Origin of the sequence: Thermosyntropha sp. (genome assembly GCF_017656155.1) — a bacterium.
Lineage (GTDB): Bacteria > Bacillota > Syntrophomonadia > Syntrophomonadales > Syntrophomonadaceae > Thermosyntropha.
Genome location: NZ_JACDOH010000010.1, coordinates 64,690 through 85,646, shown reverse-complemented (window position 1 = coordinate 85,646; position 20,957 = coordinate 64,690). Strand labels below are relative to the sequence as shown.

General features: G+C 38.8%; 20 protein-coding genes. 13 read left to right on the top strand and 7 right to left on the bottom strand.

What is annotated here, in order from left to right:
* The first annotated feature begins 193 nt into the window (after window positions 1-193).
* The 10 genes from spoIIR (at window position 194) to mfd (ending at window position 10,786) form a co-directional block, all read left to right on the top strand.
* Window positions 194-760 (top strand): stage II sporulation protein R, encoded by a 567-nt coding sequence (spoIIR, locus tag H0Z36_RS09555; protein WP_296865819.1) that lies wholly within the window; start codon window positions 194-196, stop codon window positions 758-760.
* A gap of 280 nt (window positions 761-1,040) precedes the next feature.
* Window positions 1,041-1,910 (top strand): 4-(cytidine 5'-diphospho)-2-C-methyl-D-erythritol kinase, encoded by an 870-nt coding sequence (gene ispE / locus H0Z36_RS09550; protein ID WP_296865817.1) that lies wholly within the window; start codon window positions 1,041-1,043, stop codon window positions 1,908-1,910.
* Entirely contained in the window at window positions 1,910-2,605 is a 696-nt protein-coding gene (locus H0Z36_RS09545; protein WP_296865815.1) for a GntR family transcriptional regulator, read from the top strand. The genes ispE and H0Z36_RS09545 overlap by 1 nt, the downstream gene beginning before the upstream one ends.
* Window positions 2,606-2,620: 15 nt before the next feature.
* Entirely contained in the window at window positions 2,621-3,397 is a 777-nt protein-coding gene (locus H0Z36_RS09540) for a nucleotidyltransferase family protein (protein ID WP_296865814.1), read from the top strand.
* Window positions 3,398-3,616: 219 nt separating this feature from the next.
* Window positions 3,617-4,987 (top strand): bifunctional UDP-N-acetylglucosamine diphosphorylase/glucosamine-1-phosphate N-acetyltransferase GlmU, encoded by a 1,371-nt coding sequence (gene glmU, locus H0Z36_RS09535; RefSeq protein WP_296865813.1) that lies wholly within the window; start codon window positions 3,617-3,619, stop codon window positions 4,985-4,987.
* Between the two features lie 17 nt (window positions 4,988-5,004).
* Window positions 5,005-5,955, top strand: a complete 951-nt coding sequence (locus H0Z36_RS09530; RefSeq protein ID WP_296865812.1) for a ribose-phosphate pyrophosphokinase — start codon at window positions 5,005-5,007, stop codon at window positions 5,953-5,955.
* Between the two features lie 93 nt (window positions 5,956-6,048).
* Complete coding sequence (locus H0Z36_RS09525) at window positions 6,049-6,660, top strand: 50S ribosomal protein L25 (RefSeq protein ID WP_296865810.1); 612 nt, start codon at window positions 6,049-6,051, stop codon at window positions 6,658-6,660.
* Between the two features lie 70 nt (window positions 6,661-6,730).
* On the top strand, window positions 6,731-7,282 hold the full coding sequence (gene pth, locus H0Z36_RS09520) for an aminoacyl-tRNA hydrolase (RefSeq protein WP_296865809.1): 552 nt from the start codon (window positions 6,731-6,733) through the stop codon (window positions 7,280-7,282).
* A 63-nt stretch (window positions 7,283-7,345) separates the two neighbouring features.
* The gene (locus H0Z36_RS09515; RefSeq protein WP_296865808.1) at window positions 7,346-7,510 is read left to right on the top strand and encodes a hypothetical protein; all 165 of its coding nucleotides are present in this window, start codon (window positions 7,346-7,348) and stop codon (window positions 7,508-7,510) included.
* A 63-nt stretch (window positions 7,511-7,573) separates the two neighbouring features.
* Window positions 7,574-10,786 carry a transcription-repair coupling factor gene (gene mfd, locus H0Z36_RS09510; RefSeq protein WP_296865807.1) on the top strand — a complete coding sequence of 1,071 codons (3,213 nt, stop codon included), beginning with the start codon at window positions 7,574-7,576 and terminating at the stop codon, window positions 10,784-10,786.
* Here mfd and H0Z36_RS09505 read toward each other — a convergent pair.
* From H0Z36_RS09505 to H0Z36_RS09475, 7 genes are all read right to left on the bottom strand, one after another.
* A complete protein-coding gene (locus H0Z36_RS09505; RefSeq protein WP_296865805.1) occupies window positions 10,779-11,897 on the bottom strand; it encodes an endospore germination permease in 1,119 nt (372 codons plus the stop codon). The genes mfd and H0Z36_RS09505 overlap by 8 nt on opposite strands.
* Before the next feature lie 12 nt (window positions 11,898-11,909).
* Entirely contained in the window at window positions 11,910-12,119 is a 210-nt protein-coding gene (locus tag H0Z36_RS09500) for a hypothetical protein (protein ID WP_296865804.1), read from the bottom strand.
* A 41-nt stretch (window positions 12,120-12,160) separates the two neighbouring features.
* Window positions 12,161-13,324, bottom strand: a complete 1,164-nt coding sequence (locus tag H0Z36_RS09495; RefSeq protein ID WP_296865803.1) for a Ger(x)C family spore germination protein — start codon at window positions 13,322-13,324, stop codon at window positions 12,161-12,163.
* A 20-nt stretch (window positions 13,325-13,344) separates the two neighbouring features.
* Window positions 13,345-13,551 (bottom strand): hypothetical protein, encoded by a 207-nt coding sequence (locus H0Z36_RS09490; protein WP_296865802.1) that lies wholly within the window; start codon window positions 13,549-13,551, stop codon window positions 13,345-13,347.
* A gap of 24 nt (window positions 13,552-13,575) precedes the next feature.
* Window positions 13,576-14,730 (bottom strand): Ger(x)C family spore germination protein, encoded by a 1,155-nt coding sequence (locus tag H0Z36_RS09485; protein WP_296865800.1) that lies wholly within the window; start codon window positions 14,728-14,730, stop codon window positions 13,576-13,578.
* The gene (locus H0Z36_RS09480) at window positions 14,730-16,304 is read right to left on the bottom strand and encodes a spore germination protein (RefSeq protein WP_296865798.1); all 1,575 of its coding nucleotides are present in this window, start codon (window positions 16,302-16,304) and stop codon (window positions 14,730-14,732) included. Before H0Z36_RS09480 ends, H0Z36_RS09485 begins: the two co-directional genes overlap by 1 nt.
* Before the next feature lie 77 nt (window positions 16,305-16,381).
* Window positions 16,382-17,494, bottom strand: coding sequence for a GerAB/ArcD/ProY family transporter (locus H0Z36_RS09475; RefSeq protein WP_296865796.1), 1,113 nt, complete (start codon window positions 17,492-17,494; stop codon window positions 16,382-16,384).
* A 386-nt stretch (window positions 17,495-17,880) separates the two neighbouring features.
* Here H0Z36_RS09475 and spoVT point away from each other — a divergent pair, with 386 nt between their 5' ends.
* The 3 genes from spoVT (at window position 17,881) to mazG (ending at window position 20,926) form a co-directional block, all read left to right on the top strand.
* Window positions 17,881-18,444, top strand: a complete 564-nt coding sequence (spoVT, locus tag H0Z36_RS09470; RefSeq protein WP_296865794.1) for a stage V sporulation protein T — start codon at window positions 17,881-17,883, stop codon at window positions 18,442-18,444.
* Between the two features lie 132 nt (window positions 18,445-18,576).
* Complete coding sequence (locus tag H0Z36_RS09465) at window positions 18,577-20,130, top strand: polysaccharide biosynthesis protein (RefSeq protein ID WP_296865792.1); 1,554 nt, start codon at window positions 18,577-18,579, stop codon at window positions 20,128-20,130.
* A gap of 28 nt (window positions 20,131-20,158) precedes the next feature.
* Complete coding sequence (gene mazG, locus H0Z36_RS09460; protein WP_296865790.1) at window positions 20,159-20,926, top strand: nucleoside triphosphate pyrophosphohydrolase; 768 nt, start codon at window positions 20,159-20,161, stop codon at window positions 20,924-20,926.
* Window positions 20,927-20,957 lie beyond the last annotated feature (31 nt).

Sequence of the window (20,957 nt, the reverse complement as noted above, 5' to 3'; positions counted from 1 at the left end):
TCTAGTAAAATTTACAATTAGGAATATTTTTAGCTATCATGCGGAAAATTTATGACCAGAATTTTGTTATATTTATATTACGACAAAAACAAAAATTCAAAATATTTTGAATAAGATAAAAAATATCTTCCCCGTTTAAAAATGGTTCAAGTGGAAATACTTTTAATAAGAAAAGAAGGGGGAGATAGAAGTAATGCGCAAAATTATAGGCTTAATATTAGTTTTATTTTTAATCATATTAGGAGCTGAGTTTTTAGGTGATAAAACTGCTCTTTTAGAAGACAGTGTCTTAAGGCTGCATGTTATTGCTAACAGTGACAGCATAGAAGACCAGAGTTTAAAAATAAAAGTGAAAGATGAAATTGTTAAACTTATGCGTGATAGGTTGAAAAATGCATCTAGTGCAGGGGAAGCAGTCAGATTAGCGGAAAAAAGCCAGGAAGATATTAGAAAAGCGGCTGAAGAAGTAATTATTAAAGAGGGTTTTTCTTATCCGGTGGAAGTTTATGTAGATGAATTTGACTTTCCAGTTAAATCATACGGCAATCTGGTTTTTCCAGCTGGAAGGTATGAGGCAGTCCGAGTGGTGATAGGAGAAGGAGAAGGGAAAAATTGGTGGTGTGTGCTTTTCCCACCTTTATGTCTGGTTTCTTCATCAGATAAAGGCTTAAGCTTTGACAGTCCTGAAGAAGCAAGGGTAAGCCTTAAGTGTTTGGAACTTTTGCCTAAAGGGGTAAAGTTTAGTCAGAAAGATAAATAACCTTTTTAAGATAAACATCATTATCCCCCACCGGCAGTGAGAACTCTCTTTTGAGTTCTCACTGCTTTCTTTTTATGCAAAATGCTCTTGTAAAAAGTGGCCCAGAATACTTGCTGGCGGTATTTTCTGAATATGCAGGAGTGGACATCGCTTTTGGGGTTTCTGATTTTTTAGTGCAGGGAATACAGATAATTTTTTTAATTTCCTCATCATGATAAAAAACCTATTTGTAAGTTTGTCTATAAAACTATATAATTTAGAAAAAACAGGGGAAGGGCTTATGAAAGATACAGTAATTATAGAAGCACCTGCTAAGGTAAATCTTTTTTTGAATATAAAAGGGAAAAGAAGCGACGGGTATCATGAAATTGAAACCATCATGCACAAGATAAGCCTTGCGGATAAAGTAGTTATAAGCCGAAATGACCAAGGAATAAAGGTAAGGAGCGATAATCCTTTTATTCCCGAAGGTGAGGACAACCTGGCCTATAAGGCAGCCATGGTTTTTATGGAGGAAACAGGGATAAAAAAGGGTGTTAATATCTACCTTGAGAAAAATATTCCTTTTGAGGCAGGACTAGGAGGAGGCAGCAGTGATGCTGCTGCTGTTTTAAAAGGGATGAACGAGCTTTATAGGTGTGGCATTTCTGATGAAAAGCTTGTAGAGTGGGCGGCAAGGATAGGTTCGGATGTCCCTTTTTTTATTTTGCCGGGAACAGCATTAGCCAGAGGAAGAGGGGAAATTATAACTCCATTTGGTAAAGAAAATTTTCTGAATATTGTGGTAATAAAACCTGAGTTTTCGCTGTCAACCGCCGAAGTTTATCGCAGCTTTAGACTTGCTGAAGTAAAAAAGATTCCAAACCTTGAGGCTTTTCTTGCTGCCTGGGAAGATTGTGATATTATTAGAATAGCAGAAAATATGATTAATGTTTTAGAAGTTCCAGTTTTGAAAATTTATCCTGCTATTGATAAAATTAAGGCGAAACTCGAAGCCAGTGGAGCTTTAAAAGCTTTGATGTCTGGCAGTGGTTCGGCTGTTTTTGGAATTTTTTCGAGCAAAAAGGAAGCAGTGGAGGCTTATAATAGCTTAAGGGGACATTATCCATTAGTAGAACTAGTTTTATCATATAACAGAGGTGATAGGTGATGGAAGAAAGAAGACTTTTACCGGTAAATCTCGATTCTTATAAGCCCCTCCGGGAGTTGGTTTTGGAAGCTATAAGAGAAGCTATAATTAATGGGACTTTGAAACCGCGGGAAAGGCTTATGGAAATCCAGCTGGCTGAAGAGCTGGGGGTATCTAGGACTCCGGTACGTGAAGCCTTGCGCAAGTTGGAGCTAGAGGGATTTATTGTTATGGTTCCCCGCAAAGGAGCTTATGTTGCCGACTTGTCTTTTAAAGATATTACAGATGTTTTTGAAATAAGGGCTGCTTTAGAGGCTTTAGCGGCAGGGTTGGCGGCTGAGCGTATTACAGATGACGAACTTGAGAATATGGAAAGGCTTCTGGTAGAAAAGGCAGAAGCGATTGCTATTAATGATATGAATAAGTTGGTAGAGGTTGATACCAAATTTCATGAGGCTATTTACAAGGCCAGTCGCAACGAAAGGCTGCTTCCTATTATAAATAATCTCAGGGAGCAGATACAAAGATTTAGGACTACCTCTCTTGCCTATCCGGGAAGAATGAAGCAGTCTTTAGAAGAACACCGGGCGATAGTTGAAGCCTTGCAGGCCAGGGATATTCAACTGGCAAGGAATTTAGCCCAGGAGCATATTGAAAATGCAGAAAACAGCATGCTTGAGTCTATAAAGAAAGACGGCTTCCCTATGGCTGATTAATGGAGGTTTATAAGGATGCAGTATGATGCTATTATACTTGCTGGTGGGGAGAGCAGCAGTGAGCTTAAGAAAATGGCGCCTTATGACAATGAAGCACTTATTATAATAGGCAATTATCCTATGATCTATTATGTATATAAGGCTTTAAGAACCTCTCCTTTTATAAGGCGGGTTGTCATAAGCGGGCCTGAAGAGGCTTTAAAAAATATTTTTATAAATGAAGAAGATCTTTATTTTGCTCCCCCTGGTTCTAATGCAGTAGAAAGTTTCAAGAACGGAGTGGATGTTCTTAAGAAAGAAGGAATAACGGAAAAGGTTTTGATTTTGCCTACTGATATTCCTTTTATTACTGCAGAAGCGATTAATGATTTTATAGCAAAGGCAGAAAAGACGGGAGCCGATTTTTGCTATCCGGTAACGGAAAAAAAAGTTAATGAAGATAGATTCCCCGGAGTTAAGCGAACTTATGTGAATTTGAAGGAAGGGACATTTACCGGAGGGAATCTTTTCTTGCTCAGAGTGAATGTAGTTGACCAGGTTTTAGATATGGCAGAAAAATTAGTGGCCAGAAGAAAGAATCCTTTAGCAATGGCAAGACTTTTTGGTTTAAATCTTCTTTTTGCTTATTTTGCAGGAAAACTTAGCATAGAAGCGGCTGAAAAAAGATTTAACAAGGTTATGGGAATAAAGGCAAAGGCTATTATTTCTCCTTATGCAGAAGTAGGAGTAGATGTAGATAAACCGAGTGATCTTAAATTGGCTCAAGAATATCTGGCAGAGGTGGTTTTCTAGTTTTTGACTGACTACAGAAAAGGCTTAAGCTTTTTCTGTAGTTTTATGTTTATAAGGGATTAGGAGTAGAAATAATAAGCTAATATACAGATAAAAACAGATTATGCATTTTCTAATTCCTGATAAAAAGTTATAATTACGAAGTGGTTTTTATTGAAAAAACATTAATATTTTTATTGACATATAATAAAGAGGATTTTAAAAAAGGAGCGTTTGGGAGTGAAGTATTCAGGGGTTGTTCTGGCGGCAGGCAAAGGGGTAAGGATGAAATCGGATCTGCCTAAAGTAGTGCATAAAGTGGCAGGAAAGCCTATGGTGGTTTATGTAGTGGAGGCCCTTAAAGGAGCGGGTATTGATGACATTACTGTGGTGGTAGGACATAAGAGAGAAATGGTAGAGGAAGTTTTAAAACCTTTCGGAGTAAAGTTTGCCTTGCAGGAAGAGCAGATGGGAACGGGGCATGCTTTGCTTCAGGCCAAAGATAAGGTTGATATGGAAAGCAATCTGGTAGTTTTAGCTGGAGATACACCTCTTCTAGAGGCTGATACCATTAAAAACCTTATTTCCTTTCATACTGAAGGAGGGGCAACAGCAACTGTCCTGTCGACAGCTCTAGATGAGCCATATGGTTATGGGCGTATCGTCCGGGATGAAAATGCCAATCTTTTGAAGATAGTGGAAGAAAAAGATGCCAGTCCGGAAGAAAAAAAGATTCGGGAGATTAACTCCGGGATATACTGTTTTAAGGCAAAAGAAGTTTTTGATACCCTCCTTAAATTAAATACATCAAATGCGCAGGGGGAATATTATCTTACGGATGTTTTTGCCATCCTCAGGGAGGAAGGCAGGACAGTAAAGGTTTTAAAGGCTGAAAACAGTGAAGAGATATATGGAATAAACGATAAGATTCAGCTTTCCTATGCGGAGAAGATAATGCGCCAACGTAAAAATAAGAGGCTTATGCAGGAAGGCGTTATTATTGTTGATCCTGATTCGACATTTATAGATGGTCAGGTTAAAATAGGTAGGGATACTGTTATCATGCCTTGGACTTTTATAGAAGGAGAGACAGTCATCGGGAAAAGATGTGAAATTGGACCTTTAACCCGCATAACATCTTCGCGAATCGGAAATGATGTAGTTGTTGAAAATTCGCGTATAAAAGAAGCGGAAATAAAAGATAAATGCATTATCGGGCCTTTTGCTTATCTTCGACCAGGCACGGTGCTTAATGAAGAAGTGAAAATTGGAGACTTTGTCGAAGTTAAAAAATCGATAATAGGAAAAAAGAGCAAGATCCCTCACTTGAGCTATGTAGGAGATGCTTTATTAGGAGAAGAAGTGAATATTGGTGCAGGGACAATTACCTGCAACTACGATGGAGTAAATAAGCATCAGACAATTATTGAGGATAAAGCCTTTATTGGCAGCAATACCAATTTGGTGGCTCCAGTCAGGATAGGAGAGAATGCCGTAACCGGTGCAGGTTCCACTATTACACGGGATGTGCCGGCTGATGCTCTTGCTGTGGAGCGTGCTGAGCAAAGGCTTGTTAAAGGCTGGAGCAAGAGAAAGAATAAAAAAGAATAGCAGGAGGTAATTTGTACATGAAAGCATCCAGATGGAGGATGAAGCTTTTTACGGGAAACGCTAATCCGGCATTAGTTGAAGAAATTGCTGCTTATCTTGGAATTCCGGTAGGCAATGCCAATGTTTCCCGCTTTGCTGATGGAGAAATAAGCTGTGTAGTTGATGAGAGCGTCCGTGGGGTAGATGTCTTTGTAGTGCAGCCTACCTGCCCGCCGGTAAATGAACATTTGATGGAGCTTTTGGTTATGATTGATGCTTTTAAAAGAGCTTCAGCAGCCCGAATCAATGCAGTAATACCTTATTACGGATATGCCCGACAGGATCGCAAAACTAGAGCCAGGGATCCTATTACTGCAAAACTGGTTGCCAATCTTATTTCTATAGCTGGAGCCCACCGGGTAGTGGCAGTTGACCTGCATGCCAATCAGATTCAGGGCTTTTTTGATATACCAGTTGACCATCTTCCGGGAGTGCCTACTATTGCTGAATATTTTAAAAGTAAAAACATAGAAAATCCGGTAGTCCTTTCTCCTGACGTGGGAGGAGTTACTAGGGCACGCGATTTGGCAGCCAGACTGGGAGCTCCTCTGGCCATAATCGATAAAAGAAGACCTGCTCCCAATGTTTCAGAGGTAATGAATGTTATTGGTGATGTAGAAGGAAAGTCTGTTATAATAATTGATGATATAATAGATACTGCAGGGACCTTGTGTTCAGCCGCCAAGGTTATGAAGGAAAAAGGAGCCGTGGAAATTTACGGATGCTGTACTCATGCGCTGTTTTCAGGCCCGGCAGTGGAAAGAATGGCTGAAGCCCCGTTTAAAGAAATCGTAATCACCAATACTATTCCTCTTAAGGAAGAAAAAAGGCTCCCCAATATGGTAGTGCTTTCAGTGGCACCTTTAATTGGAGAAGCTATTTTACGCATTCATGAAGATCTTTCAGTAAGTAAGCTTTTTGAGTCCTAAAGGTTTTTGGACATGCCTGTCTTTTGTTGTTATAATTTACTAATAATGGGTAAAATGTTATAATGTCAAATAATATTGAAAGGGAGTGATGTTATGGCATTAGCCCAAAGCATCAAAGGACAGAGGCGTGAACTGGGAACCAAGGGGAAACTCAATCAGCTAAAAAAAAGGGGATATATACCAGGAATAGTTTATGGCAAAAATCAGGAACCGGTACCTATTGTCGTGGAGGCAGGGCATTTACAAAAGGTTTTCCACACCTATGGGGTAAGAGGGTTATTTTCTCTAGAACTGGAAGGAGAAGCCAAACCTATTACGGTTTTGTTGCGTGAAGTGCAAAAAAATCCTGTAAAACAAAATATAACCCATCTTGACTTTTTTGCGATAGATTTAACAGAAGAGATAACCAGCGAAGTGCCTATCTATATTGAAGGGGAAGAAGCAGTCCTCAAAAAGGGTGGTATTTTACAGTTGGGGGTCAAAGAAGTAGAAATAGAATGTCTGCCTGAAAACCTTCCTGAACATATTGTCTGTGATATATCGTCATTAGAAATAGGTGATCATCTAACGGTAGGAGATCTTAAAGCCCCCGAAGGGGTAAGGATAATAAGTGATCCTGAATCAATAGTAGTGACTATACTTGCCCCGAAGAAGACTGATGAAGAAACCGGGGAAGAAACTGAAGCTGAAGCTGCAACTGAATAAAATGATCTCCCGGCAGATTTGCCGGGGTTTTTGTGTTTAGGAATTATTATGTCTAGGGAGAAGAGATATTATGAAGATTATAGCAGGTTTAGGAAATCCAGGAGCTAAATATAAAAATACCAGGCATAATGTTGGGTTTATGGTGGTAGACGAACTGGCTGCACGTTTTGGAGTGGAGAAAGAAGAATGTAAATATGATGGGATTATAGGTCATATAAGGATAGGGGATGAGAAGGTTTTACTCTTAAAGCCCCTTACTTATATGAATTTGAGCGGAAGGGCAGTTGCTCCTTTAGTTCGTTTTTATAAGCTTGAATTAAAAGATCTTCTGGTTATATATGACGATATGGATCTGCCGTTGGGTAGCCTGCGCATTAGAACCAAGGGAAGTGCAGGAGGACATAAAGGAGTATCCTCTATAATTGAATCTTTGAATAGCCGGGAGTTTCCACGCATTCGTTTGGGAATAGGGAGACCGGAGAGTGATACTATCGACTGGGTATTGGGGAAATTTACCCTTGAGGAAGAACCGATTATCAGAGAAACTGTAGAAAAAGCGGCAGATGCGGCAGAATGTTGGGTTTTAGAAGGAATAGAAAAGGCTATGAATAAGTATAATTAAAAAAAGTATATTTGCCTCTTTTGCAGGGGAAAAATATTAGAAAAAGCAAAAGGGGCAGGGAAGATGAAAATTTATCATATTTGTGAGATATGTGATAGGGTATTTAATATATCATCAACAGGAACTACCGGGGAAAAGACTGTTGAAATATATGATATATGTCCAGAATGCAAGGGGGAAATGAATTGGAGAGATGATGAACTTATTTTTAAGCCTTATAAGCATTAATCGCTTAAGGTGAAAAAGGAAACAGCTCTTTTAAGAGCTGTTTCCTGAACGGAGGGTTTAGATTTGGCACAGGAGTTCTGGGATAAAATTTTAGGGACTTTGGCTCTTGAAGAAAATGTAATTTTAAGCGGGCTTTCTGGCACTGCCAAAGGCTTTTTTTTGGGCAACTTGCTTAATAAAATAGGAGGCAAGCTCCTTGTTTTAACCGAAAATGAGGAAAAAGCCCATGATTTATCCCGTGATATAGTTGGTTTTACCGGGAAAGAACGGGTCTTCATGTTTCCGGGAAGAAATCTGGTTTTTATCAAGGAAAATTATTCTTTAGCTGAAATACAGAGGATTTGCACTTTACATGACCTGCTTTGTCATCCCCGCCGGCATACAATAATTGTAGCTACGGCTGATGCCTTTTTGCATCCGATAATTTCTCCCTTAAAAATGCGCGATAAAACCCTGGTTTTAAAGGCAGAAAAAGAATATATGATTGAAGATATTATAAGAAAATTAACAGATACTGGATATATAAGGGTTGCTACGGTAAAAAATCGGGGGGAATTTGCGCTGCGAGGGGGGATTTTAGATATTTATCCCTTAAATGAAAAAGATCCCTGCCGGATTGAGTTTTTTGGAGATGTGGCAGAATCTATCCGCTATTTTGATGTAGAAACCCAGAGGTCAGGAAAGAAAACAGGAGAAATCCATATAATTCCTGCTGATGAATTTTGCGATGAAGAGTTAAGAGCGTTTTTGTTTGATTATATAAATAATGCTGTTGTTTTCATAGATGAACCTTTTGCTTTTTACCAGGCTTTAGAAAAGGCCGGGCGCAGATATAAGGAGTTTTTAAAAGAGGTTAAAAAGGAAGGCAAAAATATAAGGGAACTGCCGATGGTAGGCAAAGCAGATATAGATAAATATCTGGAGAAAAGAGGAGTAATTTATCATTCTTTTTTCCCAGGTAATATAATAGGTATGAAAGCTGTTTTTATGGAGCATATATCCCAGAAAGAAATGGAGCCTTTTTATGCTGATTATAATGTTATGTTTTCCCGCATAGCTGAATGGCAGAAGAAGGGATATCAGGTAGAAATAGCGATCAAAAATGGAAAATTAAAAAATCTCTTGCTGAAAGAGTTCCTAGACCATAATATAGGCGGGGTAATTTTCAGAGAAAGTGATATAGAAAGGGGCTTTGTAAGCTCCACTTTTAAACGGGCGATAATCGGAGAAAAGGATATTTTTAAAAAACGGATGCAGGATAAAAAAAGAAAAAGCAAGTCTTCTAAAAGGGAAGAGAATATTATTTTAGAAGACTTAAAGCCGGGAGATTATGTGGTGCATGAAAACCACGGAATAGGAATATTCCGCGGGGTAACCCGGGTGGAAGTGGATAATGTCACCCGTGAATATATCCTTTTAGAATATGCGGCGGGAGATAAGCTTTATCTGCCTTTGGAAAAAGTTGACAAACTTTATAAATACAATAGCTTGGGGGAAAAAGAACCGCGTTTAAGCAAACTGGGAGGAAGCGAGTGGGAGCGTACCCGCCGTAAAGTAGCTGAAGCAGTCAAAGAAATGGCAGAAGAGCTTATTAAAATATATGCCGCCCGGGAAGCAGAACAGGGATATGCTTTTTCTCCTGATACCCCCTGGCAAAAAGAATTTGAGGATCTTTTTCCTTATGAAGAAACCCCGGATCAGCTCAAAGCGATTGAAGAAGTTAAGCGGGATATGGAAAGTAGGCGGCCTATGGACAGATTGATATGCGGTGATGTAGGTTATGGCAAAACGGAAGTTGCCATGCGGGCAGCTTTTAAAGCTGTAATGGACGGAAAACAGGTAGCAGTCTTAGTTCCTACCACGGTTTTAGCCGAGCAGCATTATCAGACTTTTATATCCCGCTTTGAAGGTTTTCCGGTAGTTATAGAGTCTTTAAGCCGCTTTCGAAGCGGAAGGGAACAAAAAAGAATTATTAAGGATTTGGAAAAAGGGGTAGTAGATTTAGTTATAGGAACCCATCGCCTTTTGTCGACTGATGTTAAGTTTAAGGACTTAGGCCTCCTTATAATAGATGAAGAGCACCGGTTTGGAGTAAGGCAAAAAGAAAAAATAAGGGCTTTTAAGAAAACCGTGGATGTTTTAAGCCTTTCTGCCACCCCTATACCCAGGAGCCTTAACATGGCATTAACCGGCCTTAAAGATTTAAGTGTTATTGAAACTCCCCCTAAGGGGAGGTATCCGGTTACCACCTATGTAATGGAATATAATGAGGAAATCATAAAAGAGGCAGTTCAGTTTGAAATCGAGCGGGGAGGTCAGGTATTTTTCGTCCACAACCGGATAGAAGATATTTATAAAGTAAAAGAGGAGCTTAATAAACTTTTACCGGAGGTTAAGATTGCGGTCGGACATGGGAAAATGGATGAAAATGAACTTTCTGAAGTTATAATGGATTTTTTAAAAGGCGAATATAACCTTTTTCTTTGCACTACTATTATAGAGTCAGGTCTCGATATGCCCAATGTGAACACTATTATAGTCGATGAAGCGGATAAAATGGGATTAGCGCAGCTTTATCAGCTGAGAGGCAGGGTAGGAAGGTCAAACCGCTTGGCTTATGCTTATCTTATGTATCGTCCTTATAAGGTCTTAACCGAAGAAGCACAAAAGAGACTTAATGCAATCCGGGAATTTAATGAACTCGGAGCCGGTATGAAAATAGCCTTAAGGGATTTGGAAATCAGAGGAGCCGGCAATATATTAGGACCTGAACAGCACGGGCATATTTATGCGGTTGGTTTTGACCTTTACTGTCGTCTCTTAGAGGAAGAGGTGGCTAAACTTAAAGGAAGGGATTTTAAGGAAGAAGAACCTGTCAAGATAGATGTAGATATGGATTATTATATTCCTGATGACTATATACCTGATTTGGGGACTAAAATGCGAATTTACCGGAGAATTTTACTGGCGTCTGATTTAAAAGAACTTGAAGATATAAAGGCGGAGCTTTTAGACAGGTTTGGCCCTTTTCCGCTACCGGTAGAAAACTTTTTGCAGATCGCTTTCCTGCGTATTATGGCACAGAATAAGGATATTAAGTATTTAAGGCGTAAAGGGTCAATGGTTGAAATAAGCCTGGGTAAAGAATTGCCACCTGATTTAAATTTATCTAAAAAAGAGGTAAAAATATACCGGTTAAACAACAGGACTATTCAGCTTCAGCTCAACCATCCAGCAGGGTTAAAGGGGCTAGAGGAAGTTTTAAATATTATTTAGCTGTTTTTGACATTTCCGGGCTGTAATCTAAAGGATTACGGCTTTTTCTTTGTTTGATTTTAGCTGCAGCTAATATAATGGTGGGATAAAGGAGTTGTATAATGATATTGTGGAAATGAGCGGCAAAAGACTCAACCGCTAAAAATTCTACGCTTGAAGGGAACATAATCAGGGGAAAAACGGCAATGGCAAGACCAGCCGGGATAATTAAAGTTTTGTGGCTTCTAAGGGAGAATAAGTCTTTTAAAGCCAGTACCAGGCTCTGATAAGACAATAAGACAGCCATAAAGTTAGTTATTGACCACATGATGAAGAAGAACAGCTCTACCCGCTGAAAAGTAGAAAAACGGATGAGAAGCAGAACCTCATATAGGGGAAATTTGGTTGTCTGCATTAAATCTTCCCATAACACGGTGGTTGCTAATATGCTGCGGAGGACAAAAAGGATAACTCCTATAAAAAACCATATATAAATAATTTTTGATTTTTGTTTAAGATCATTTACCGCTGGAAGGAGCATAGCCATAAGGATTATTTCTCCATAAGGCCAGTTAGCTGCAAATAAACCTCCAACTAGGACAGCTTTGATATTGGATAAGACAGGAGTCAGGCTTTTTATTTCAGCTATAGTAAAAAAAGGTATAGCTATAGCTGGAATAACCAATGCCAGAACAATCCAAATCAGGATTTCACTCAGACGGGATAGACTGTTTAAGCCGTTGTAAATAACGTAAGCAATAGTAAGGACTATGAAAGTATTAAGGAGTGAGTCGGATAGCCCAGGAAAAATAATGAGCAGAAAAGTGGTCATGTTATAGAGATACAAAACAGCTATGAAAAATATTAACCATGTGTATATAATCCCCAGGATAAAACCAAGAGGTTTACCGAGAACCTGAGTGCTTATTTTTATTATGCTCATGCCTGGAAATATTTTTTGGAGGATTATTATAACAGACAATACATAGAGACCTGCTAAAGATGCTATTATGGTTGCCAGCCAGGTATCGCGGCCAGCAATTCCTTCGGGAACGAAAATAAAAGCACTTCCTAATATGAGCATTAAGAGTAGGATTCCAAATTGTCTGCTGTTAATTGTATTTTCCTGCATAAATTTATTCTCCTATTTCATTCCCATGATTTTCATAAAAATATCTCCTATTGGTTTTATAAAAAAAAGTATTCGGTTGGGATTGGGAAGAAAGTGGGTATTAAGATAAAGCTCTAAAGCGTAAGCAAAAGAAATAAGCAAAAGAAAAAGAGAAACTGCAAGTTCTTTTATCATTTTTTCTTGCCATATATGTTTTATCTCCAGAATGACAAAAATAAGCATAAACAAAATGGAAAACCAGAACAATTTTTGCTGCCTCCCGGTTATATTTGAGGGGTATAAACCTTATGAGTAAGATAAGTGTCTTTTATTTTGACTTTTACTTCTACTTCCCATTTTATAAGGGGATAGATTTGCTGCCAGTTATCTTCCAGTTTTTCCCATTCTTCTGGCATATAGCGGTATATAGCTTGGCCAAATCCCAGTATGTCTCCATTGAGTTTCTGTGATTTCTTTATACAGGAAGTAATGTCTTTTTTTATCGCTGCTTCAGCAGCTTTTTCTACCAGACCGATTTTTTCCGGGGTGAGTATTTCCTGCTCGGCCTGGATGCCAAAAATGTTAACATAAAGGTCAGCTTTAACTTTGATAATTACCTTATTGTCTTTTTTAAGTGGTTTTATGCTGTTTTTTAATTTCCTGATTTCTAAATCTATATATTCATTTTTGTGGTTGAAAGGGAATTTTATACTGATTATCCCACCACTCTTGTTCGGTGTTTTTATAAGCCTATATCCTCTGCTTTCCATCTCATTGAGGCTTCCGACCATTTTTCTTCCGCTGAATACTGCCATGCCTTTAATGGTAAGTATATTATTCCCTTTTATATCCTTAGTTATTACTACCTGGGGAACTGCCGGATCTATTCCCGGAGTATCAAGCTGTGAGAAAAATTGATACATATTAATTTTTCTATAAGAGCCTAAATTTTTTTCCTGAAAATTGAGAATTCTTAAGATGCCCCGGGAAGAACATAAGGAAAGGGGGCAGGTGCTGTTAAGTATTTCTTCAGGTGTATTATCAGGACTTACCAGAACAGCTATATCATGTCTTAAATTCCGGTTGCGACTTATAAAATCCATAAGAAAAGACAGATCTTTTCGGGCCAAGTTTCCGCCGATTATAAAAATATCGGCATGTGACCACAGCGGAACCCGGGGCAGTGCAAGCATAACCCGGCGGGCAGCCTCAGTTATGGAGTTCCCCTTAGTTGATAAGATTTCCACCTGCTGGGTAAAAATCGTAGTTTTTTGCGGATTTACCGGTTTATTAAGCTGAACCGTAAATTCAATACGATTATCCGGGGTAAGGGTAGCACCTACTCCGGCGCAGACTGCGGTCTGGATAGTTTCCAACCGGTTATAGCATCCGCTTTCCGTAAAGAGAAAGAACAGTATAAAGATGATAAGTTTTAGTTTTTTTTTCATGAGTGCCTCCGTCTGCAAGGTCATTTTCCAGATGCTAAAAGACTGAGCAAAGGGCTTAAAGGATTAAAGTTAAGACTTCCTTTAAATTGGATAAAGCTCAGATAAATTCCTATTCCAAAAAGAACTATAAAAACTAAGAGTTCTTTATAAAACCTGTTTTTTAACAGAGCCGGCACTTCAAGAGCCAGAATAATAACATATAAGAGAATAAGCAGAGCTGAAAGCATCTTTAAATCGCTCCCCGGCAAGCTTTATTTGCGAAACACGAAAGATTTATCGGTAAGATAAGTGCGCCTGAGCTTAAAGGATACTTTTATTTCGCTTTTGACTGAAGGGAAGATTTCAAGCCAGTCTTTTTTTATCTCTTTCCAGAAAGATGGAGAGCTGTTTTCTACTAATTTTCCCCATCCAAAAACATCACACTTGAGATCTTTTGCTTTTTTTATAGATTTTTGCATTTTACGTTTAAGTTCTTCTGCCGTGGCCTTTTCGATATTATCTACCTGTTTTATATTCAGCAGATTTTCGGTAGAATTTTGTTCATAGAAATTGCCCTCACTGTCTATGGTTAGTTTTATCAAAATTTTCCCATCCTTTATTTCTGCTTTTGCTTTAGTTTGGATGTTTAAAAGTTCAATTACCATCAGATTCTGGGGATTTAGAGGAGAAGGAACATTTATTATGCCTCCTCTTTTAAGTCCAGGGAGAAGGAAGCGGTAACCTTGGCTTTCTTCTTCAGTGAAGCTTCCTACCATTTTAGTTCCCAGAAATACGGCGGAACCTTCCAAAGAAAGAAGTCCTTTGCCTTTTTTATTTATTATTGTAAATTGGGGAACCACGGGTTCGATCCCCATAGTTGAAGCTTTTTTTATAAAATCACCCAGTGATACAGCGGTATATATTCCTAAGGTTTTTTCCTGCATTTGAAGTATGTTGACAATAGCCTGTGCTGGAAAAGGTTCTAAAGGAGATTTTGCCTGCATAATCTCTTCTGGAGATGTCTTGCGGGCTATTATAAGAAAACTGTTTTTTCTTATATTGGGATTGCGCGCGATAGTGTCAATGAGAAAACTTATATCTTTTTTGGCCAAATCTTCGCTTACTATAATGGTATTGGTATAAGTCCATAAAGGAATGCGCGGTAAGGTAAGAGACATTTTGCGGGCGGCTTCCACCATAGATTTTCCGGTTTCTGAAATGACGATAAACTGCGGTTCGCTGCTTGAACTTCCGCTTTCTTCGGGAGCAGATGGCTTAGCGACCTGTGCGCTTATTTTTATCTGTTCATTTTCTTCATCAATGCCTATACTTAAAACAGCAGCTGTATGGCTTATATCCCGAATTTGGCATCCGGGAAGGAGAAAAAGGAGAATGAAGACTAAAAGGCCCAGCTTTTTTTGAAACATTATTTACTGCCTCCTTTATCTTTATCCGGTGGGTTCTGGCGCCTTTGGTTTTTCATGCCTTCTATGAAAGGACGGGTTATATTTTTATACCAGGGACGCCTTACAATTACATCTGTCATCTGTTCTCTATTAAAAGGAGCTAAAGGAGAAAGATAAGGGAGTCCAAAGCTGGACAGTGACGCCATACGGGTAAGCATAAGGATTAAACCTATCATAATACCTAAAAAGCCGAGGACACTGCTGGCAAAAAGAAAGCCAAAACGGGCAATACGGTTTATTATACCGGCATTGTAGGCCGGGGTAACAAATGAAGCTATTCCGGTGGCGGCTACTATTACCACCATAGGGGTAGAAACTAGTCCGGCCCGGACTGCTGCATCTCCAATTATGAGGGCTCCCACTATACTTACGGCTGGTCCTACTGCCCTGGGGAGTCGTAAGCCTGCTTCCCTTAATAGTTCAAAGGTAATCTCAAGAAGAACGGCTTCCACAAAAGCAGGGAAAGGAACCCCCTGTCTGGTAGCGGCTATAGTAAGATAAAGTGCGGTGGGAATCATTTCCTGATGATAAGTTATTACCGCTACATATAAAGAAGGCAATAGAAGAGAAATCCAGAATGCCGCAAAGCGCAGAAACCGAAAAAGAGAAGCCGGGATATAATTATCGTAATAATCTTCAGGCGATAACCAGAATTGAGGAAAAGAAACAGGCAGGATTAATGCCATCGGAGAACCGTCGACCAGGACAGCAATTCTTCCTTCCAGAAGATTTGCTGCTACCCGGTCGGGTTTTTCCGTATGTTCTACCTGAGAGAATATAGTATTTTTTTCATTGACAATAAATTCTTCGAGGATGGCAGAGTCTAAAACCCCGTCGATATCAATTTTATTCAGCCTTTGCTTAACCTCCGCCACCAAGCTGTCAGGTGCGACCCCTTTTATATAGCAGAGAACCACATCAGTTTTAGTTAACCTTCCCAGAACCATGGCTTCTATTTTGAAATTGCCGGTTTTAATCCGGCGGCGAAGAAGTGCGGTGTTAAAGCGCAAAGTTTCGCAAAAACCTTCTTTAGGACCGAATATTACTACTTCGTTTTCAGGGGTTTGTATTGCCCTTGACTGCCAGGAGCGGGTTCCGGCCGATAAAGCCTTATCACAGCCGTTTATCAAAAGAACGGTGTCTCCTGAACTTATATGATGCACGATTTCGCCTAAAGTATTTAAAGTTTTGACTTCTGCTGCTGCTAAAATTCTATTTTTAATCCGAGAAAAGACGCCGGATGTATTGAGGATTTTTATTTCAGGTTTATTGACCATGCCTATTTCTAAAAGCAGAGGTTTTAAAATGTTTTCTTCGATTTCTTTACGGTCAGTAAGGCCGTCAAAATATAGAACCAGGGCTTTGTGTTCATCATTGGTGCCGAAGGTGAATTCGCGGAAAACAGCATCAGAACAGCTTTCAAGGATTTTCTTCAGCTTTTCGCTATTTTCACGGACAGAAAAAGATACTTTATCATCTATAAAATCATGTGGGGTTAAAGCTGCAGATGAATTTTTTTTGCTTATATAGCGCATATTTTACCCCCATAAATAACCGATAATTTTCTGACAGGATATAGTTTAAGCTTATCTTCATGTATTTATACAGATTATTAAAAGTTGATGTTTTTACAGTTCTCCTGATCAAGTTCGGGATAAGGTTTAAAAAGGGTGATAAGGAAAAGAAGAAAAGGGATTAAAAAGAAGAAAATAGAAAGCAAAAAGGGGATAATATATATTATCAGTATATTAATTTCCAGAATATTACTGGCCATCTTAATAGCTAGAACAGCGATTATGAGGGAGGAGGGGGCAGCTATAAAGCGATAGTCTCTCAGATTAAAAACATATTGAGTCGTAATGCAGAACATAAACCATAAAAAGGTAGAGGTGCCAAATATCCCGATAATCCAGAGGCCAATAAAGATGGCATCCAGATTAGTCAAAAAATCAGCAATATTAATAATCCTGACTACGGCGAAAGTGGGAAAGGTGAAAAGACTGGCTGTTGTTCCTCCGAAAATAAGAATGGCAGCAACTGTAATAGCTGTTATCAATATGATGTAAGTAAACAAAACCTTTATCATTATTTTCAAGGCATCGTTTTTATCCGGAATAAAAAAACCTAAAAAAAGTATGGTTGCAAGTTTTAAAATTTCGGTAGATAGCATAAAAACAGCACGCATAAAAGAAGTCCAATTCATATAGGCAAAAGGCAGGAGGTTTTTAATGTCGATATTTTGAAAAAAACCTAAAAACACTATGGAAAAAGAAAAACCGACCCCTAAGATGACTATAATTTCACACATGCGCGCAAAGTTTTCTAATCCTGTTTTTATGGCAATATACCCACATAAGAGTAGCAGGCCTAAAAATATACTTATAGGTGTTTGAGGCAAAACGTTGGTTTCGATAAAATCTACGAAAAGGCGAAGGGAAAAACTGGTTAAGAGCAAAAAAATTAAAATATACAAGAAGCCTATTACCTTTCCGACCTTTTCACCCAGGTGTTCACCCAGTATAAAAGGAAAAGGAAGGGTACTTTTTTTAAGGATGTGATTCAACATGAAGATTATCAATATGCCCGGGACGGCAGTGGCCAGAACTGCCAGATAAGCATTATTGAAAAGAAGATCAATAGCAAATTTGCCTACCTGTAAAAAAGCTACGGCAAGAGAAAAAATAAGCAGCATAGAGTAAACCTGAAAATTACTTAGCCTTATCATCTTATTCCACCTTATCTTTTTATTTCCAACCATATTTTGACCAAAAAAACCACCTCTATACCTTTTTAACCTGATGACAGTTATAAAAGCCAAAACTATTTCGATTCGAAACAGATTTTAAATTGGGGACGGTTCTCGATTTTAAAACAATTTCGATTCGAAATAATTTCAAATTATTTTCATTAAAAAACAATTGCGAAATTAAAAATAAAATACAGGCTTGTGCAATTTTGAACATGAAAAATGTGTCAAACCTTGATTTTTAGAGGTTGTTTTTTTGTAGCATAATGGCAAAAAGTGAATAAAAGGGTATTTTCAGTTATATACTATGATTGAGAAAAAAAACAACTTTTTCAATTTTTTTTTAAAGGAGGGATAAATGTAAATTGAAAGCAACAGGAATTGTCCGCCGGATTGATGATTTGGGGCGAGTAGTTATACCTAAAGAAATACGCAGGACTTTACGCATCCGTGAAGGGGACCCTTTAGAGATTTTTGTTGATCGGGAAGGTGAAGTCATATTAAAGAAATATTCCCCCATAGGTGAGCTAGGAGATTTTGCCAAGGAATATGCTGATTCACTGTCTGAAACTACTGGACATATAGCGATAATTGCAGATAGAGATGTAGTGATAGCGGTAGCAGGAGCCAATAAACGCGAGTTCATGGGTAAACCCATCGGTAAGGCAGTGGAAAAGGCTTTGGAAGAGCGACGCACAATGTTGATGAAGGTGATAGAATCTCCTGATGATGAAAATGTTCATATAATAGAGACTGATGACCGAGAATATACGATAAAGTCGCAGGTAATAGCTCCTATAATATCCCAGGGAGATCCTATAGGTGCCGTTATTATAGTGAGCAAAGAGGCTGGGGTAAAAATGGGAGAGTTAGAGGTTAAATTAGCGGAAACGGCTGCCGGATTTTTATCAAAGCAGATGGAACAATAAATATCAATACCAAATTGACAAAGAGCGGTCTTATATGAAAGATCGCTTTTTTGTTGTAAAGAGGTTTTAAATCTTATTTAAACGATAAGTCTGTGCTATAATAATCCTCATGGGAAAAAGAGGAGGATAAACATGGAAAAGGGGCAGACCTTTATTAAAGGGGCACTTATATTAAGCATTGCAGGAGCTATAAGCAAAGTTTTAGGAGCGGTCTACCGGATTCCTCTGGCCCGGATGATAGGGGCAGAAGGAATTGGGCTTTATCAAATGGCTTATCCTATATATACTACTATTCTGGCGTTAGCGACAGCTGGGGTTCCGGTTGCTATTTCCATAATGGTGGCTGAAAAGGAGACCGAAGGATACAGTGGAGACAGTATCAAAATACTCAGAGTATCGCTGGTTATTCTGTTTTTTATAGGTCTTTTGCTTTCCTTTATTGTGATGGAGTCAGCCGGGATATTAGCTGATTATGTGTTGAAAAATCCCCGGGCCTATTATCCAATTTTAGCTGTGGCCCCAGCCATATTTTTTGCTGCTCTTATGTCTGTTTTCCGCGGGTTTTTTCAGGGACATCAGTCTATGGTTCCCACCGCTGTTTCTCAGGTGGTAGAACAGCTTTTTCGGGTTACTGCAGTCCTTGTTTTGGCTTATATTTTTGTAGATAAAGGAATAGAATATGCTGCAGCTGGTGCTACTTTTGGCGCCGTAATAGGCGGGATAGCGGGACTCGCAGTTTTAATCTTTTATTACCTGAACTTTACTAAAAAAAATAGATCAGAATCAATAAAGCTCTGTTATTCTGGGGAAAGATCAATAAGTTTGGGAAAAGAAATGATAAAACTTGCCATTCCGGTGTCGGTAGGTGCGGTTGTTCTTCCGCTGGTGCAGATGCTTGATGCCGTGATTGTTCCTGGTCGTCTTATTGCACTTGGTTATACGGTCTCCCAGGCTACTGCCCTTTATGGTCATTTATCTGGTATGGCAGCAGTCCTTATAAGTTTGCCTACTATTTTTACTATATCCATTGCTACCAGTATGGTTCCGGCTATTTCTGAAGCCAAGACTAAAAATGATATAGGCTTGCTTGTTGAAAGATTGAACTATGGCTTTAGAGGCGGAATGCTTATTTCTTTTCCTGCCGCGGCCGGCCTGTTTATTCTAGCTTTTCCTATATGCGACTTGCTCTATGGTGCACCTGAAGCCGGAGTACCTTTGGAACCTCTGGCTTTTTCCGCTATTATGCTGGCAGCTTTCCAAATATCAAGTGCCGGTTTGCAGGGAATAGGAATGCCCAAAATTGCTATGCGCAATTTGATAATCACCGGTATGTTTAAAGTTATTTTCAATTACACCTTGACGAGCATTCCCTTTCTCAATATAAAAGGTGCAGCTATCGGCACGGTTTTAGCCTTTTTTATAGGTTCTATACTTAATTTAATTTATCTTAAAAGGTTTACCGGTATTAAATATGAGACTAAAAGGCTTGTTAAAATACTGCTGGCAAGCATCGTAATGGCAGCAGCCGTTCGAGCTTCTTATCAGTATATGGTAACTATTGACATAAGATCTCATCTGGCTACTTTAGCTGCAATAGTTATAGGAATAGGAGTTTATGGAATTTTACTTATTTTAGTAAAGGAACTTGATATGACAATCTTGAAAAAAATTATCAGAGATGCTTAAGCTATCTTTGAAACAGAGGGGAAGGCTTATGGGAAGAAATGGTGAAGCAATAGAAGAATTGATTGAAGTCATGGAAAGGCTCCTGGGTGAAAATGGGTGTCCCTGGGATAAGGAGCAGACCCACCAAAGTCTTATGCGTTATCTTTTAGAAGAAACTTATGAAGTTATGGAGGCAGTTAAAGAAAATGATATGAATAAACTTGAAGAAGAGCTGGGGGATTTACTGCTACAGGTAGTTTTCCATGCAGCTTTGGCTGAGAAGGAAGGATACTTTGATTTTGCTGATGTAGCAAACCGGATAAAGGAAAAGATGATTTTCCGGCATCCCCATGTTTTTGGAGAGATTAACCTTGAAACCGCAGATGATGTGGTGAATGTATGGGAAGGATTCAAAAAAAAAGAAGGGAAAAAATATATTTTGGAAGGAATTCCAACTATGCTTCCCGCACTCCTTCGTGCATATAAAGTACAGGAGAAGGCTGCTAGGGTGGGTTTTGATTGGCCTGATGTAGAAGGGGCTTTAGAGAAGTTTAAAGAAGAAATAGATGAACTGAAACATGCTGATGATGAGGAAAGTTTAAAAGAAGAGATGGGAGATATTTTATTTGCCTTGGTTAATATTGCCCGCATGAAAGGTATAAACCCGGAGGAGGCTTTGCAGGTTACAAATGATAAGTTTGTACGCCGTTTTAATTATGTAGAAGAACAGGTTAAAGAAAGCGGCAGGGATTTTACTTCTTTTACCCTTGAAGAGCTTGATTATTTTTGGGAAAAAGCTAAAAAAAGAGGTTTATAGGGAAATAGAAAGAAGGAAAAAAGTAAAAGAC

Coding starts and splice junctions, on each gene's coding strand:
- H0Z36_RS09500 (WP_296865804.1), bottom strand. CDS start 12,119: ATGCTTATTTTTGTCATTCTGGAGATAAAACATATATGGCAAGAAAAA.
- H0Z36_RS09475 (WP_296865796.1), bottom strand. CDS start 17,494: ATGATAAGGCTAAGTAATTTTCAGGTTTACTCTATGCTGCTTATTTTT.
- H0Z36_RS09530 (WP_296865812.1), top strand. CDS start 5,005: ATGAAAGCATCCAGATGGAGGATGAAGCTTTTTACGGGAAACGCTAAT.
- H0Z36_RS09490 (WP_296865802.1), bottom strand. CDS start 13,551: ATGCTTTCAGCTCTGCTTATTCTCTTATATGTTATTATTCTGGCTCTT.
- H0Z36_RS09495 (WP_296865803.1), bottom strand. CDS start 13,324: ATGAAAAAAAAACTAAAACTTATCATCTTTATACTGTTCTTTCTCTTT.
- mazG (WP_296865790.1), top strand. CDS start 20,159: ATGGGAAGAAATGGTGAAGCAATAGAAGAATTGATTGAAGTCATGGAA.
- H0Z36_RS09485 (WP_296865800.1), bottom strand. CDS start 14,730: ATGTTTCAAAAAAAGCTGGGCCTTTTAGTCTTCATTCTCCTTTTTCTC.
- H0Z36_RS09480 (WP_296865798.1), bottom strand. CDS start 16,304: ATGCGCTATATAAGCAAAAAAAATTCATCTGCAGCTTTAACCCCACAT.
- H0Z36_RS09545 (WP_296865815.1), top strand. CDS start 1,910: ATGGAAGAAAGAAGACTTTTACCGGTAAATCTCGATTCTTATAAGCCC.
- H0Z36_RS09515 (WP_296865808.1), top strand. CDS start 7,346: ATGAAAATTTATCATATTTGTGAGATATGTGATAGGGTATTTAATATA.
- pth (WP_296865809.1), top strand. CDS start 6,731: ATGAAGATTATAGCAGGTTTAGGAAATCCAGGAGCTAAATATAAAAAT.
- H0Z36_RS09540 (WP_296865814.1), top strand. CDS start 2,621: ATGCAGTATGATGCTATTATACTTGCTGGTGGGGAGAGCAGCAGTGAG.
- spoIIR (WP_296865819.1), top strand. CDS start 194: ATGCGCAAAATTATAGGCTTAATATTAGTTTTATTTTTAATCATATTA.
- ispE (WP_296865817.1), top strand. CDS start 1,041: ATGAAAGATACAGTAATTATAGAAGCACCTGCTAAGGTAAATCTTTTT.
- H0Z36_RS09525 (WP_296865810.1), top strand. CDS start 6,049: ATGGCATTAGCCCAAAGCATCAAAGGACAGAGGCGTGAACTGGGAACC.
- H0Z36_RS09465 (WP_296865792.1), top strand. CDS start 18,577: ATGGAAAAGGGGCAGACCTTTATTAAAGGGGCACTTATATTAAGCATT.
- H0Z36_RS09505 (WP_296865805.1), bottom strand. CDS start 11,897: ATGCAGGAAAATACAATTAACAGCAGACAATTTGGAATCCTACTCTTA.